A 15,049-nucleotide genomic window follows, 5' to 3' on the forward strand; every position below is an offset into this window, starting at 1 on the left:
CTCTCCTCCTCTACACTTTCACAATCGGCGCAAATCTCGCCAGCAGCTTTCTCTCGCCGATCGGCTCCGGGAATCGGATATACAACTCCAGATCGTCTCCCGAGTTTTCCGTCTGATAGATCTCGCCGATGCCCCATTTGCGGTGCTCGACCTGCTCGCCGATGTCCCACGTCTGGGACATGTCCGCCCCCATCGACGCCGGGATGCGCATGCCAAAGTTGCCGCCGACGGTCGCCGGTGCCGCATCGCGCGCCGGTCGCTCCGGCCGGTCAAAGCCGCGCCGTGCCGGCACGACCTCTTCCAGCAGATCTTTCGGGATCTCCTTTAAGAAGCGAGACGGCGGGTTGGCCTTGGTCTGGCCGTACATCGTGCGGGTCGCCGCATAGGACATGAACAATTTCTCCTCCGCCCGGGTGATGCCGACGTACATCAGACGGCGCTCTTCCTCGACCTCGCCGTATTCATCCGCCTGCATCGCCCGTGCGCTCGGAAACACGCCTTCCTCCAAACCGACGAGAAAGACGACCGGGAACTCCAGTCCCTTCGCCGCGTGCAAGGTCATCAACTTCATGCCTTCGACCGTTTCGGTGCCGCCTTCATTGGTCTGCTCGCTGTCGGCGATCAGCGCGACGTCGGTCAGGAATGCGACCAGTCGGTCCTCTTCCGTCACGTCGTGCTTGCGGTCGAACTCCGTCGTCACCGACAGAAATTCGTCCAAGTTTTCCAGTCTCGCATCCGCTTCCAGCGTCTTTTCGTTTTCCAGCTCTTTGCGGTATCCGGTCAGCTTGAGCACTTCTTCGGTCAGTTCCGTGACGGTCAGGTATTTGGCCTGTGCCGCCAGCGAGCCGATCAGCCGCACAAAGTCCTTCAGGGCTTGATTGGCCTTGCCCCGCACGCCGACCTGTTCGACCTCTTGCGCCACTGCAAACGCGGACATTTCATTGACCGCGCCGTATGCCAGCAGTTTCGCCACCGTCGTGTCGCCCACGCCGCGCTTGGGCACGTTGACCACGCGCTCAAACGAGATGTCGTCGTTCAAGTTGGCGATCAGGCGCAGATAGGCGAGGATGTCCTTGATCTCTTTGCGTTCATAAAAGCGAATGCCGCCGTAGATCGTGTACGGCAGCGTCGATTTGAGCAACGCTTCCTCGACCACGCGGGACTGGGCGTTGGTGCGGTACAGCACGGCGATGTCGCCGTATGCGCCGCCCGCTTTCACATGCTCCATCGCCTGCCCGATCACAAAATGCGCCTCGGCATGCTCGTCATACGCCTTGAACAGACGCAGCGGTTCGCCCTCCGGCTTGGTCGACCAGAGATTTTTCTCCACCCGCTCGGCGTTGTTGATGATGACCCGGTTGGCCGCTTGCAGGATCTTGCCTGTCGAGCGGTAGTTTTGCTCCAATTTGATGACTTTCGCGTCCGGGTAGTCCTTTTCAAAGCTCAAGATATTGCGGATGTCAGCACCGCGCCACGCATAGATCGACTGGTCGGAGTCGCCGACGACGCAGATGTTTTTCTTTTTTTCAGCCAGCAGTTGGACCAGTTTGTACTGCGACCGGTTGGTGTCCTGGTACTCGTCCACGTTCAGGTAGTGCCAGCGGTTTTGGTAAAACTCCAGCACGTCCGGGTGATGCTTGAACAGATCGACCGTCTTCATGATCAGGTCGTCAAAGTCAAAGGAGTTATTGGCCCGCAGTTTTTTCTGGTAGGCCACATAGACATTTACTGCCGTCTTGCCAAACACGTCGCCTTCGCGAACGGTCTTTTCGTAGCTCTCCGGCCCCATCAGGTCGTTTTTCGCGTTGGAAATCGTCGCGAGCAGGCCTTTGGGGTCAAATTTTTTCGGGTCGAGGTTGAGCTCTTTGAGCACCTGTTTGACGGCTGTCAGTTGATCCCCGCTGTCGAGGATCGTGAACGAATTGGTATACCCGAGCCGGTTCGCATCGCGGCGCAGGATGCGCACGCACATCGAGTGAAACGTCGAGATCGACACGTCGTGCGCCATCGGTCCGATCAGATCTTCGACTCGCGACTGCATCTCTTTGGCCGCTTTGTTGGTAAACGTGATCGCGAGGATCTGCCACGGGGCGACGTTTCGCTCGCGAATCAGATAGGCGATGCGGCGCGTCAACACGCTCGTCTTGCCCGAGCCCGCGCCGGCGACGATCAACAGCGGTCCGCTGCCGTGCATCGCCGCTTCTTTTTGCTGGGGGTTCAATCGTTCGAGCAGCTCTTCCGAACTTTTCGCAGAAAATAACATATGTACAACACCTCAAAAGGTCTAAGATCCCAAGATAATACACCCAGTATAGCAAACATCTGTTCTCAAAAGAAACCCAAAACGCAGGAAAAACGGACGTGTCTTCCCGCCCGTTTCCTCATTTGCCGCGATCATCGGCGAGGCGCACCCACATCAGATCGCCCGCGTACGCGCCGACTTTGTCATAAAAACTGCGCATTTCCTTCAGATCGGCCTCGTCCGGCTGACGCGGCAACAGCATGTGAAACTGAATCAGCGTCGCCACCTCCAGCGCAAAGTCGTGGTCGTAGCCGAGCCGCGTCAACACGCGGAAGGAGAGTTGAGCGCCTAGATTTTCATGTTCGTAAAAATGGCCGACGAGATTGGTGTCCACGCAGTCGCGCGGGATCTGACGTCCCCGCACGATGTAAGACTCGCCGGAGTCCCGTCCCTCGCGGATGTCCGCTCCGTTTTCGATGATCACGCGGTCTTTTTTCTTCCAGCCGTCAAAGTCCTGTGTGACCACGCCGGTGAACTGCTTGATATCGGGGTAGGCTTTGCCGATGTCGTGCAGGAGCATCGTCCAGACCATCTTCAGCGTGCTGCCCGCCATCACGTCGCTCGCTTTCAGGATATGCTCGTAGATCGTGAAGCGATGGTGCGGGTTGTGCTGATCGATGGGGATGCACCGATGCAACTCCGGGAGCCACCGTTCAAGACGGCCGTCTTGTTCCAACTCGCGGATCAACCCCGTCGGGTCTTGGATCAAACGGGCTTCCTCGTCGCGGAAAAAGTCCCGAGCCGCCTCCAAGACCGGTTCGCTCGTGCGCACTTCGATGCGGTCAAATCCTTCCGCATAGGTCGGGATGCGCAGTTGGCGCTCCCATTTTTTCAAGTCCCGCTGATGATTCGAGCCGCCGAGCAGGGCTTCCAGCGGCTCGTTCAATAAAATCGCCTCGGTCCGATAGCCGAACCGTTGCGCCATCTCCAGATAAGGTTTGCGCAGCTTGGGCGTGCGCAGGGCGTCGTCGAGCACGATCCGTTTTCCGGTCGGCAACGCTTTGCCCAGTTGCAACAAAATCGCGTTCGTCGCATCGGCCTCGCCGTCCATGCGGATGACGACGTTGCCCGACCCGGCAGCCCGTTCGCGGACGACGGGAGCCTTGTCGATGCCGGGACTTCCGATCACCATGGTGAGTACGGACATGGGACTCTCCCTCCTTCAAGGTTAGAATGCGCCATTCGACGCTTCAAAAAACAGCCCGTTTCTCTCAGATAACTTGCCTCTTATGTTATAATAACGAATATTACGTTTCTCTGGGACATAAGTATGATCGGACGCTTCCCCCTACATATTACAAATGGGAGTGATGAATCGAATGAACATCGTGATGGCCCTACTCGCACTTGGGTTCCTCATCTTCATTCACGAACTCGGACACTACTGGGCTGCACGAGCCACTGGCGTCCGCGTCGAGGAATTTGCTGTCGGCTTTGGTCCTGCGATCTTTAAGCACGAGCAAAACGGGATCATCTACCGCCTGAACTGGGTACCGCTCGGCGGGTATGTTCGCATGCTCGGAGAGGACAACCCGGAGGCGGCCGCAGCGCCTGACAACTTTAACAACCGACCGTTGGCTGCACGCGTTCTCGTCATCGCAGCCGGCGTGATCATGAACATGATCGGCGCGTTCCTGATCCTGACCCTGCTGTTCAACGTCTACGGCACGCCGGAGCCTCAACTGAACATCGCGAACGTCGTCGCCGGACAACCGGCTGAAAAAGCGGGCCTCCTGCCCGGGGACCGCGTGATGGCGATCAACGACAAGCCGATCAACGAAAACTTCAACGTGTTTAACGAAGAGATTCGCGCCCATGAAAATAAACCGGTGGAGATCGAAGTCCTGCGCGATGGCAAGACGGTCGAACTGACCGCTGTCCCGCAGAAAAACGCGCAAAACATCGTCGCCATCGGCGTGGAGATCCGTCCGGAGCGCGTCTACATCCGCTCGGGCGACTTTATGGCCAACACCGAGTACGCATTCCGCCACACCGGCGAGATCACGATGATGACGGTCGACGGATTTAAACAACTGATCACCGGCGCCGTCTCGTTCAATGACCTCGGCGGTCCGGTCGAGATCATCCGCATCACCGGCCAAGCATCGGAGACCGGGATGCAGCATTTCCTGTATATCGTCGCTCTGCTCTCCGTCAACCTCGCCGTCCTGAACATCATGCCGTTCCCGGCACTCGACGGCGGCCGCCTCGTGTTCCTCTTCTTGGAGTGGATTCGCCGCGGCAAACGAGTCAGCGTGGAGCGGGAAGCTTCGATCAACTTTATCGGCATCCTGTGCCTGCTCACGCTGATGGTGCTCGTCACGTTCAAAGACGTGTTCAAGATCTTTACCCAGTGAGCCTTGCCGAATACATCTACAGCCTATCAAAAGTCCCTTCCGTTGCGAAGGGACTTTTTGTTTTCTTGAAAATGGCACTTGCAAACTAGCGGGCGGCATGGTATCTTATTTCTTGTCACCGCGACAAACGGTCACAAACAACGTCGGAATGTAGCGCAGCTTGGTAGCGCGCACGCTTCGGGAGCGTGAGGTCCAGGGTTCGAATCCCTGCATTCCGACCATTTCCCATCTTTGTTTTCCATATCGGAATGTAGCGCAGCTTGGTAGCGCGCACGCTTCGGGAGCGTGAGGTCCAGGGTTCGAATCCCTGCATTCCGACCAACCATATCGATCAGCAAAAAACCATCGGTGATGTTCCCGATGGTTTTCTGTTTACATAGATTTTTGTTTTGATTGCGATGTCTTCGCTTCCCATTCCTCGCGCAAGATCCCCATTTTGATCGCATCGTAGTAGTCGCCGCGCACGATTCGCGCTTTGCGCATCCTTCCTTCTTCGATCATTCCGCATCTCGCTGCCAGTCTCATCATCCGTTCATTGCCTGACCACGTGGCGATGCCAAGCCGCACGATGTCGTCCATTTCGGCAAACAGATAGTCGATCCACATCTGAAACGCTTCCGTGCCGTAGCCGCCCGACCAGTTGCGGGAATCATAGAGCACGATGCCGATCTCCAGCCATTTCGTATTTTCGTCCACCCAGTAGCGGGTGACAGTTCCGCGCAGTTCGCCGTCGATCTCGATCCCGAGGCAGATACGCACCGCGTCGGCCGCCACCGCGTCGAGGTAGTGTTGATGATCCTTGCGAAACACCTCCCGCGTCCGCTCCGGGATCGGGATGTAGGGTCCGTTCCAGTTGCGATGTTCGCGGTCTTCGGCGAGATAAGTATACTCATAGAGCCTGTCCAGATCCTCGCACGTCACATCGCGCAGCACGACCCGTTTTCCTTGCATACGAACCAAAACAAAATCCCCTTCCAAGTCTCCACAAACTGAAAGCTCACAAACTCACACTTAGCACTTGCACTTCGCATTCCATGTTGCTCTGCTTATTTTACCGCTCGTACGGTTTCTCTCAGCACTTCTCGCCAGTTTTCACTGTACAGGGCGTTGCCGACGACGATGGTGTCGGCGTAGCGGCCCATTCTCTCGGCCTTTTCGTAGCTGTCGATCCCGCCCCCGTAGAAGAGGTGCGCCCGCTGGAGCACGCGACTAACCTCTGCGACCAGCTCCGGGTCGCCGTAGGTGCCGCTGTATTCCAGATAGATCGACGGCATCGAAAACAGTTGCTCGCCGGCCGCCGCGTACGCCCCCGCCTGCTCGCGGTCAAGGTCGGTGACCGCCTGGGTCAGCCCGGCGACCGCCGCCTGCCCGTTGAGGACGAGGTATCCCTCCGTCAACACGCGCGACCAGTCGACGAACGGCCGATAGCGTGCCAACGCTTTGGCATGGGCGCCGATCAACCACTCGGTCGTCCCGGCGTTGAGCACGACGGGGACCGCGTAGCCGTCGACTCCGTCGAGGATCGACTCTGCGTCGGAGATCTCCTGCCACACCGGCAACTCCGGGGCCAATCGGCGCAGTCGTCCGAACAGCCGGTTCACATTTTCATAGGTGATCCCCAGCGTGCCGCCGACAAACACCGCATCTGTGCCCGATGCCGCGAGCGAAGAGAGCAGCTCGTCCGATGTGTCGCGGTCCGGATCGAGCTTGACGACGTGCCGCCAGTCTTTCCATACGGTCACTTGCGATCCCTCCCTGATCCTGTCTTTCCGGGCACACCGCAAAAACCCCTGCTGTTTGGCTTCCTGAGCAGGGGTCTGGTGCGACTGGCTTATCGATTGAGACGTTCCAGCACCGTCTTGTACCCGTCGGTGCCGTAGTTCAAGCAACGCTTGACACGGGAGATCGTCGCCGTGCTCGCGCCCGTCTCGGCTTCGATCTGATTATACGTGTGCCCTTTGCGCAGCATCCGCGCCACTTCCAAGCGCTGAGCCAGGGACTGCACTTCATTGACCGTGCAAAGATCATCAAAAAACTGATACGCTTCTTCCAAGGTGTTCAACTGCAAAACCGCCTCGAAGAGCTGATCAACCGTTCTATCCCGAAGTTTATCGAGCTGCATGATATCCCTCCAACGCTTTCACACTTTAACGCTGATCTTTTCGACAGTGCGAATGCGGATTCCTGCCATTCCTTGCTTTCATTATCCCCCATCCGACCTTATCTCGCAAGCATTTTCAAGAGTTGATGACGTATTTATTGCGTTTAAACCCCTCACATTTCGGTAACGATTGCTAACAAAAACCTACCGAAATGCGAGGTCCTGTTCATGAAGCTCGAAAAGCTGATCGTCCGCCGATTCCGAGGCATCTGTCACCCTGTCACCCTGCGCTTCCACAACAACAACCTGATCTTTCTGAGCGGCCCGAACAACGCGGGCAAATCGACGCTGATGGAGGCGTACGATTTCTTTGTCACGGCAAAGCGAACCGCCGATCCGGACGATTTTCATAAAGGCGATGCATCGTCGCCGATTGAGATCGAGGCGTGGTTCCGTGCGGAGAGCGAGCAAGACCGCACCCATCGCGCGTTTCGATCCTGCCTTGACGAAAACGGACGCGCACGCATTCGCAAAGTCTGGACCACTCCAGGCAGTGAGGGTGCCAAACAAACCTACCATCCGGCCGAAGAAAAATGGGAGGACGGCGGTGCGGGCGGCTTTGACACGATCCTGCAAAACGGCTGCCCGACCCCGATCTGGATACGCGGCATGATGACCCCGGAGGAGGCGGTGTCAGGGCTGCAAGCGCTGGTGAAAGAGACGTTGCTCAAAACGGTTCGCGAGACCGATGCCTACCGACAGGCGAAACGGGCGCTCGAAGCCCTGCAAACGGAAATCTCCACGCTCCCCTACACAGCCGATCTCGAAGCCGGACTCAACCAACTCAACGACCGCACCTTCCCCGGCATCCGCTTCCGGCTGGACACCGAGCCGGAGCCGGACTTTGTCAACAAGCTGATGAAGGACAAGACCCGCGTCAAAGTCTGCCGCAGCGACGACGCCGACCCGGTCGAGCTCGACCTCGACTCCTTCGGACACGGAGTCCGTCGTCAATTTGTGCTCAACTCCTGCTACTCCCTTTCCGAACAGATCCTCCTCTCGAAAAAGAAATCGGCGAAAACACCGGACATGTTTGCATTCCCCGCCTCGTGCGACGCAGCCGACACGCCGGTACGAAAGACCAAGATCCTGCTCTTCGAAGAACCGGAGCTCTACCTCCACCCGGACGTCGCCCGCTCCATCCGCGACCTGCTCTACGAACTGGCCGACCACTCGGAGTTTCAAGTGCTCTGCACCACCCACTCACCGCTGATGGTCGACCTGGCCAAAGAACACACCACCCTCGTGCGCGTCGTGATGAACGAGCGACAGGAGACCACCGTGCATCAGGTCGAGTCCACCCTCTTCGAAGACGACGAACGCGACCGCATGCGGATGCTCAAATCGTTCGATCCCTATGTCTGCGAGGCATTTTTCACCGACCGCGTCCTGCTCGTCGAAGGCGACACCGAAGCGGTGGTCGTGCGCACGCTGGCACCGATCCTTGGCGAGCGGGTGCACGTCGTCAACTGCGGCTCAAAAATGAACATCCCGCTGTTTCAAAAAGTGCTCCGTCACTTCGGCATCGGCTACTCCGTCTTTCACGACCTCGACGACAAAACCAACAGCAAAGGCCAGCTCAACGCCGCGTGGACGATGAACGATCGCATCTGGCACGAGATCGTCGCCGCCCGTCAGGTCGGAGTTGCCGCGAGACGCTACCTCTTTGAACGCAACTTTGAAGAGGCCCATCACTACGAGCACTCCCCCCACGACGGCAAGCCCTACTCCGCCTACAAAATGGCTCGCGCTCTGCTCGATCACGCAACGGCGGCTCACGCTCCCGTCGTGCAGTTCCTGCGCTCCGTCTGCGGACAGCTCGACCTGCCCGAGACATTCAACCAAGACTACGTGGAAGATCGCGGGGAGAACACCGGCACCACCGCCTGACCTGTCTCCACCACTCACACAAAAAAACGACGTCCCGAGGGCGTCGTTTTTCCTACCGTTCCACTTTCCATTTGCGGCCGCCGATCCACTCGCGCAGCCCTTCCACGTCGCGTTCGATCTCATCCTCGATCATCAGTTGCAGATGGCGGGGCAGATACTGGGCAAACTTCGTTGCAGCAGGCTTCTCCGGCTCCATCCCGCGCCCCATCAGCAGGTATTTCTCCTCCTGCCCGCGCGCAAGGATCTCCCCGACGGCCGTCACCGCTTTTTTGCCGATTCCCTTCTCGATGTCGCCGCCTTCGATCACCACGGCAAACGCCGTCTGCTTGACCGTCAGCCGCAGTTCCTGCTCGCGGAACCACCCGCGCAGGAGCCTCGCCAACGCGTTCTGCCGACGCGTCCCGGCAAAGTCGAACACCGTCACCGACCGCGACCCTTCCCGGATCACGCGACGCTCCCGCTCCCAGCCCAGTTCGGCCGCCACCGCACGCGCCGCTTGCAACCGCTCCCACGCACGGGGGCTGAGATAGTCAAGGTCGTCGGTGCCCGTGTAGACCTCGTACATCTTGTCTGCGATCTTCGGATGCAGATAGCGCGACCCGGACAGCCAGATCGGCTTTTTCCCTTCAAACGACGGCGTGACGTAGACGATGCCCCGCTGTTCGTCGAGATCGGTGATCTCCCACATCGCGCCGGCCAGCAGCAGCGACTCGCCCTTCTGTACCAAAGGATTGGCCTCGACGGTGCCGACCAGCCGCAGCCCGTGCATCACCTTGTACAGCGCAGGCGACTGAAACACCGCATAAAAGTCCCGCGACCGCACCAGTTGCTCACCTTGCACACCGAGGATGCATCGTCCTTCGACGACCTCCAGCCAGTCCTCTTCCAGCATGTACGCCAACAACTCGCGCACACGCGACGCAGGCAGTCCGGCAAATACCGGATGGGCCGCGATCTCGGTCAGCAGGTCCTCCTGATAGAGACCGCTGCGCTCCGTGCACATCCCGAGCACCTGATGAAACAGCAGATCGTACACCTCGCGACGCGGCACAGCCGGTTCGATCCATTTGTCAAACAGCAGTTCTGTCACCGCCACCGCCTGCACCAGTTCCTCCGTCTCCGTCGCGTACATCATCAGGTACGAGTCCTGTCCCTCGCGCCGACCGGACCGCCCGAGCCGCTGTTTGAGCGCCGACACCGAATAGGTCGCATCGACCTGCACCACCAGATCGAGCGTGCCGACATCGATCCCCAGTTCCAGCGTGTTCGTGCAGACGACAGACAAGGGTGTCTTGGTCGTCTTCATCTCTTCTTCGATCCACTCGCGCTCGCCTTTGTCGATGGAGGAATGGTGCGGAAAATAGCGCGGCTTATACAGGGGCCCGCCCAGTTCCCGTCCCAGTTCGTTCAAGCGGTGGGTCAGTTCCTCGACCTGCCCCCGCGAATTGCAGAACAGGATCGCCTTCTGGTCTTTCGTCAGATCATACAGGTCCCGCACCAGCGCGGGAGGCAGTCCGGCTTTTTCCTTCTCAAAAAACTCCGCCTGCAAGAAGATCTGCCGTTTCACATCTCCCGGATTGACCACTGCGACCGCCTCCGGGTCCTCCGTGTGCAGGAACGCCTGCCCCTGCGCCGGATCGCCGACGGTGGCCGACAGCCCGATCATCACCGGCTCCTGTCGCATATACCGACGCATCCGAGCCAGCAGCGACTGCACCTGCAGCCCGCGATCCCCTTCCAAAAAGGCGTGGAGTTCGTCGATGATCACATACTCGACCCGCTCCAGCACCCGTGCCAGATCGTCGATGCGGTTGACGAGCAGCGACTCCAGCGACTCCGGCGTGATCTGCAGGATGCCTTTCGGATCTTCCAGCCAGCTCATCTTTTTGCTGCGCGACACATCGCCGTGCCATTTGACCAGCGGAATGTCGAGCGTGTCGGTCAGTCGTTCGACCCGCTCAAACTGATCGTTGATCAACGCCCGCAGCGGCGACAGATACAGCACCTTCACCCCGTCGAGCCCAAGTCCCGTCTGCCCGCTGCTGTCGAGCGCCGACAACACCGGCAAAAACGCCGCCTCCGTCTTCCCCGACGCCGTCCCCGCCATCAACAGCGCATGCCGCCCTTCCAAAATCACCGGGATCGCCGCCTCCTGGATCGGCGTCAATCCCCGCCATTCCATATCCCAGATCTTCTTCTGCACCGTCCGGCTCAGCAGTTGAAACGTCATTCCAACACCCGCCCTGTAAATCTTCGCGTCTCCTGACTTGCCATCTCGAGGCGTTCTGCAAAGATATTGCCTTTCTCCATCTCCGGGTTTTGGTGCAACAGGTTCAGGATGCCGATAAACTCGCGCACCAGTTCGCGGGGCGTGATAAACTGCACGCCGCCCGGTCTCGCCAGCGCTTTCTGGACGATCTCCAGAATGTTTTCGTCGCTGACCAGTGCGGTGATGTTTTCCACGCTGTACAAGGCCGCGTAGATCTCGCGCAGTTTCTGCAACAGCACATACAGCTCTTCTGCCGACAGCGGAGCGAGCTTGATCACCGGCTGTCGCAGGTCGCGGAACTCCTCGGTCTCGTACTGGTTGGTCTGCAACCGCGACTTCAACGCCTTGTAGGAGAACAGCCCGCGCCGCTCGTCTTCGAGAAAATCGGTCGTGCCCATAAACAACAGCATCAGATGCTCGGCCCGGCCTTGCGCGCACTCGTTGTAAAACTCCAGCACGCGCTCGTAGTTTTTGTTGCGCGACTGCGGGTGGTCGATCTTGTACAGGTTGATCGCTTCGTCGAACAGTGCGAGCAACCCGTTGTAGCCGACGGAGGTAATAAATTTGGTCATCACCTTCAGATAATCGAACCAGTTGTCGTCGTTGATGATGTCGCGCACCCCGAGCTCCTGCCGCGCTTCTGTCTTGGTTCGGTACTCGCCGCGCAGCCATTTGACCGCCGCTTCCTGCGTGGTCTCGTCGCCGCTGAGATAGGCGTTGTAGTACTTGGTCAGCACCGTCGCAAAATCAAATCCGCCCGCGAGCTCCTGCAGCTCGCGCACCACGTTTTGCACCTCGGCCGTCACCAGGCGCGTAAACCTCATGTCGCTCGCATCCGGGATGCCGTCAAACTCATTCTCCAGCGCGACCTTCTGCTGCACGTCCGACAGCCACCGCTCGATGATCGAGCGCAGGGCGTTGCCGTTTGGCCTCGATTTGGTGGAGAGGTTTTGCATCAGATTGGCGTAGGTCGCCAGTCCTTTGCCGTCGTGAGCGTAGAGCCGCCGGTTGGCCGTCAGATCGGTGTAGGCGACCGCAAACTGCTCCTTGTACGCGATATAGCGGGTGAGCGTCGCCATGAAGCTCTTGCCTGTGCCGTAGTCACCGATCAGAAACTTCATGCAGGACAGGCCGTCGGCCGTATTCTTCAGATCCTCCACCAACTGCCGGATCTCCTTGACCCGGCCGACCACCACATGCTCGATCCCCTCTTGCGGCACCACGCCGCCACCCATCGACTGGATGATCGCGTTTGCCCCTTTGCGCGTCAATTTCTGCATCGCTTGACTCATCTACGACTCCTCCTTCTGCGCCCACGCTCTCACTTGCGCCGCCGTCTCTTCTTCCAGCCCGATCTCCTCATCTTCGTCGATCAGCACCGGCTCCAAACCTGCATCGACCGCCGCTTCATTGATCGCCGCCACCGTCGCGTCCAGAAACATCCGGCGCCCCTTCAGCCACTCCGCCAACGCCCGCCGTCCTGTGTGACCGGACAACGCCACATGGCGCAGAAATGCCTGCTCGCCGCTTGGAAGCGCATCAAGAAAATCTTCCACTTCCTCCGCTTCGGAGGAGGCAAACAAACTCTGGATCAAATCTTCTTTGTCAGACGGAACAGACGGCGGCGACAGTTCCAACAAACTGTCGGCTGACCCATCCGTCGGCACATGGCCCAGAACTTCCGCAGTCACTTCTCTCGCCACTCCACGCGGCTTCGGAGACCGCTCTAGATTCCGCACCAGCAGCTCTCCGCCTTCTTCCGCCATCATGTCCACCAGCCAGTCGGTCTCCGCCGTCAACTCGCGCACGCGGGTGAGATCGACTTCGACCGGCGTCTCCGGCAGGTCCCGGGCCAGCAGCGGCACCGCTGCTTCCTCGCCCGCCTTGGTCTTGCGCTTTTTCTCGGAGACCTTTTGCGGATACACGCTCTCCCACTCGGCAAAATAAGCCGACACATCGTCCTCGTGTTTGAGCGGCACCTTGCCTTCCGCCCGCCGCAGCAGATTTTCCGCATGTCGCAGGCAATTTTTCACCCAATGCACAAATCCGCCCGAATAGTCGTAGCGACGAAACCCGTCCAGATAGAGCTTTTCATGCACCGGCGTGTTCGAAAACAGATAGATCACCGGCTCTTCCGAATACCGCGCATACCGATCCAACGGATGCTCCCCTTCGATCCGCGCAAACGCTCGAAACGCGCTGTGCACCATCTCTTCGATCTGCTCGTCGATCTGCGGCAGCCGCTCCCGGTAAAACTGCGACTTTTGCAAGCTCGCCACCTTTTGCAGCAGAGCGAGCGGGATGTCGCGGTCGCCGTAGCGGTACCAGGACAACTTTTCATAGAGGTCCCCCGCCGTGCCTTTCGTGTACCAATAGATCGCGTTGTCCGGATCGTCCATCTTCAGATACAGATCGCCAATCCAACGCACCAGCGTCACGTCCAGCTTGGGCTGGATGTTGTGAAACTCGCTGTAAAACTGAATCAGCCGCTCCACCGCTTCTTCCGGCTTTTGCAGATACTCAAGGCTGAGCAACTCAAAAATGTGAATCATCATATACGACAGGCTCGTCTTCCGCACGTCACCCTGCTCCCACAGCGTCCGCCAATACAAAAACCAGCGCAACTGACCGCGGCTCAGATGCTCATGCTTCGGCCAAGGGTGGTAAAACTCGACCTCAGGCGCAGGCTGTCCCTGACGCCCACGCCAGCGGACCACCGCTTCCCGAAACTGTCTCGCTTTCACATGACCGATGTCCAGAGGCCCTGGCACCTCCCTTCCGTCCAAACGTCCTACTCTCCATCGTACCGCATTTGTGTGAAAAAATCTTCCTGCTTGACCGCCAATGTTACAATAAAAGAAAGTATGAAAATTCCAAAAGACTATCGGAGGCCTTCCATGAAAGATCCGCGCTACGCCAAACTGGCACATCAACTGATCAATTTCTCCATCGCGCTTCAGCCGGGAGAAAAGATCCTGATCCACGCCTTTGACGGCGAGATCGAACTGACTCGCGAACTAATCAAAGCCGCCTATGCTGCCGGCGGCTTCCCTTATTTCAAACAACAAGACCGCAAACTGCTCCGTGAAATGAAAATGGGCTGCTCCCCGGAACAGCTGCAGGCGATGGCCGAGATGGACCGCCGTCAAATGAACGAGATGGACGCCTACATCCAACTCCTGCACATCAAAAACATCAACGAGTACACTGGCGTCCCGCAGGAAAAAGAGACGATCTGGGCGGAACACTACGGCCGCCACGTCCGTCCTCCGATGAGCATGAAATGGTGCGTCGTCGGCGTCCCGAACGATTCGATGGCGCAGTCGTCCGGCCGCTCCACCGAAGACTTCGAAGATTTCTACTTCGACATCGTCAACCTCGACTATGCGAAGATGTCGCAGGCGATGCAGCCGCTCAAAGACCTGATGGAGCGCACCGACAAAGTCCGCATCACAGGCCCTGGCACCGACCTGACCTTCTCCATAAAAGACATCATGGTCTTCAAAGCGGACGGCCACTACAACATGCCGGACGGCGAAGTGTTCACCGCCCCGGTCAAAGACTCGATCAACGGCGTGATCCAGTACAACGCCCCCTCCAACTATCGCGGCGTCACGTTTGACAACGTCCGCTTTGTCTTTGAAAACGGCAAGATCGTCGAAGCGACCGCCAACGACACGGAAAAGCTCAACGAAGTCCTCGACTCCGACGAAGGCGCACGCTACATCGGCGAGTTTGCCATCGCGTTCAACCCGAGCATCCTCGAACCGATGCTCGACATTCTCTATGATGAAAAGATCGCCGGCTCCTTCCACCTGACGCCGGGCAACGCCTACGCCGGCATCGCCGACAACGGCAACCGCTCGGTCGTGCACTGGGACCTCGTCTGCATCCAACGCCCGGAGTACGGCGGCGGCGAGATCTGGTTTGACGACGTGCTGATCCGCAAAGACGGCCGCTTCGTCCTCCCGGAGCTCGAAGGACTCAACCCGGAAAACCTCAAATAAACTTCATCGAATACACAGAAAAAGGCATCCTTCTCAGGATGCCTCTTTTTGATCAGGTTCAGA

11 protein-coding genes and 2 tRNA genes are annotated in these 15,049 nt (G+C 58.5%); 5 read left to right on the forward strand and 8 right to left on the reverse strand.

The features are described from left to right. Positions 1–10: 10 nt before the first annotated feature. The gene (pcrA, locus tag OS242_RS05035) at positions 11–2,263 is read right to left on the reverse strand and encodes a DNA helicase PcrA (protein ID WP_267150564.1); all 2,253 of its coding nucleotides are present in this window, start codon (positions 2,261–2,263) and stop codon (positions 11–13) included. A gap of 118 nt (positions 2,264–2,381) precedes the next feature. After that, positions 2,382–3,449, reverse strand: a complete 1,068-nt coding sequence (locus OS242_RS05040; RefSeq protein ID WP_267150565.1) for an ATP-binding protein — start codon at positions 3,447–3,449, stop codon at positions 2,382–2,384. A gap of 172 nt (positions 3,450–3,621) precedes the next feature. On the opposite strand from OS242_RS05040, the gene rseP reads away from it, so the two are divergent. The 3 genes from rseP (at position 3,622) to OS242_RS05055 (ending at position 4,980) form a co-directional block, all read left to right on the forward strand. Then, complete coding sequence (gene rseP / locus OS242_RS05045) at positions 3,622–4,659, forward strand: RIP metalloprotease RseP (protein ID WP_267150566.1); 1,038 nt, start codon at positions 3,622–3,624, stop codon at positions 4,657–4,659. Positions 4,660–4,803: 144 nt separating this feature from the next. After that, positions 4,804–4,880: transfer RNA gene (locus tag OS242_RS05050), tRNA-Pro, on the forward strand. A 23-nt stretch (positions 4,881–4,903) separates the two neighbouring features. Continuing rightward, positions 4,904–4,980: transfer RNA gene (locus OS242_RS05055), tRNA-Pro, on the forward strand. Between the two features lie 51 nt (positions 4,981–5,031). Here OS242_RS05055 and OS242_RS05060 read toward each other — a convergent pair. The 3 genes from OS242_RS05060 to OS242_RS05070 all read right to left on the reverse strand — a co-directional run bounded on the left by OS242_RS05060 (position 5,032) and on the right by OS242_RS05070 (position 6,781). Then, complete coding sequence (locus OS242_RS05060) at positions 5,032–5,610, reverse strand: GNAT family N-acetyltransferase (RefSeq protein WP_267150978.1); 579 nt, start codon at positions 5,608–5,610, stop codon at positions 5,032–5,034. 95 nt (positions 5,611–5,705) lie between these two features. Beyond that, complete coding sequence (locus OS242_RS05065) at positions 5,706–6,401, reverse strand: geranylgeranylglyceryl/heptaprenylglyceryl phosphate synthase (RefSeq protein WP_267150567.1); 696 nt, start codon at positions 6,399–6,401, stop codon at positions 5,706–5,708. An 89-nt stretch (positions 6,402–6,490) separates the two neighbouring features. Beyond that, positions 6,491–6,781 carry a YerC/YecD family TrpR-related protein gene (locus OS242_RS05070; protein WP_267150568.1) on the reverse strand — a complete coding sequence of 97 codons (291 nt, stop codon included), beginning with the start codon at positions 6,779–6,781 and terminating at the stop codon, positions 6,491–6,493. Between the two features lie 207 nt (positions 6,782–6,988). Here OS242_RS05070 and OS242_RS05075 point away from each other — a divergent pair, with 207 nt between their 5' ends. Continuing rightward, positions 6,989–8,710 carry an ATP-dependent nuclease gene (locus OS242_RS05075; protein WP_267150569.1) on the forward strand — a complete coding sequence of 574 codons (1,722 nt, stop codon included), beginning with the start codon at positions 6,989–6,991 and terminating at the stop codon, positions 8,708–8,710. A 52-nt stretch (positions 8,711–8,762) separates the two neighbouring features. Here the strand turns inward: OS242_RS05075 and OS242_RS05080 are convergent, their stop codons facing one another. The 3 genes from OS242_RS05080 to OS242_RS05090 are packed head-to-tail and all read right to left on the reverse strand — an operon-like array spanning position 8,763 to position 13,750. Continuing rightward, a complete protein-coding gene (locus OS242_RS05080; RefSeq protein WP_267150570.1) occupies positions 8,763–10,940 on the reverse strand; it encodes a DEAD/DEAH box helicase in 2,178 nt (725 codons plus the stop codon). Beyond that, positions 10,937–12,271 carry an ATP-binding protein gene (locus OS242_RS05085; RefSeq protein WP_267150571.1) on the reverse strand — a complete coding sequence of 445 codons (1,335 nt, stop codon included), beginning with the start codon at positions 12,269–12,271 and terminating at the stop codon, positions 10,937–10,939. Before OS242_RS05085 ends, OS242_RS05080 begins: the two co-directional genes overlap by 4 nt. Further along, on the reverse strand, positions 12,272–13,750 hold the full coding sequence (locus OS242_RS05090; protein WP_267150572.1) for a TerB N-terminal domain-containing protein: 1,479 nt from the start codon (positions 13,748–13,750) through the stop codon (positions 12,272–12,274). A 126-nt stretch (positions 13,751–13,876) separates the two neighbouring features. On the opposite strand from OS242_RS05090, the gene OS242_RS05095 reads away from it, so the two are divergent. Then, positions 13,877–14,986 carry an aminopeptidase gene (locus OS242_RS05095; protein ID WP_267150573.1) on the forward strand — a complete coding sequence of 370 codons (1,110 nt, stop codon included), beginning with the start codon at positions 13,877–13,879 and terminating at the stop codon, positions 14,984–14,986. Positions 14,987–15,049: the final 63 nt, after the last annotated feature.

Origin of the sequence: Tumebacillus lacus, from assembly GCF_026410385.1 — a bacterium.
Lineage (GTDB): Bacteria > Bacillota > Bacilli > Tumebacillales > Tumebacillaceae > Tumebacillus > Tumebacillus lacus.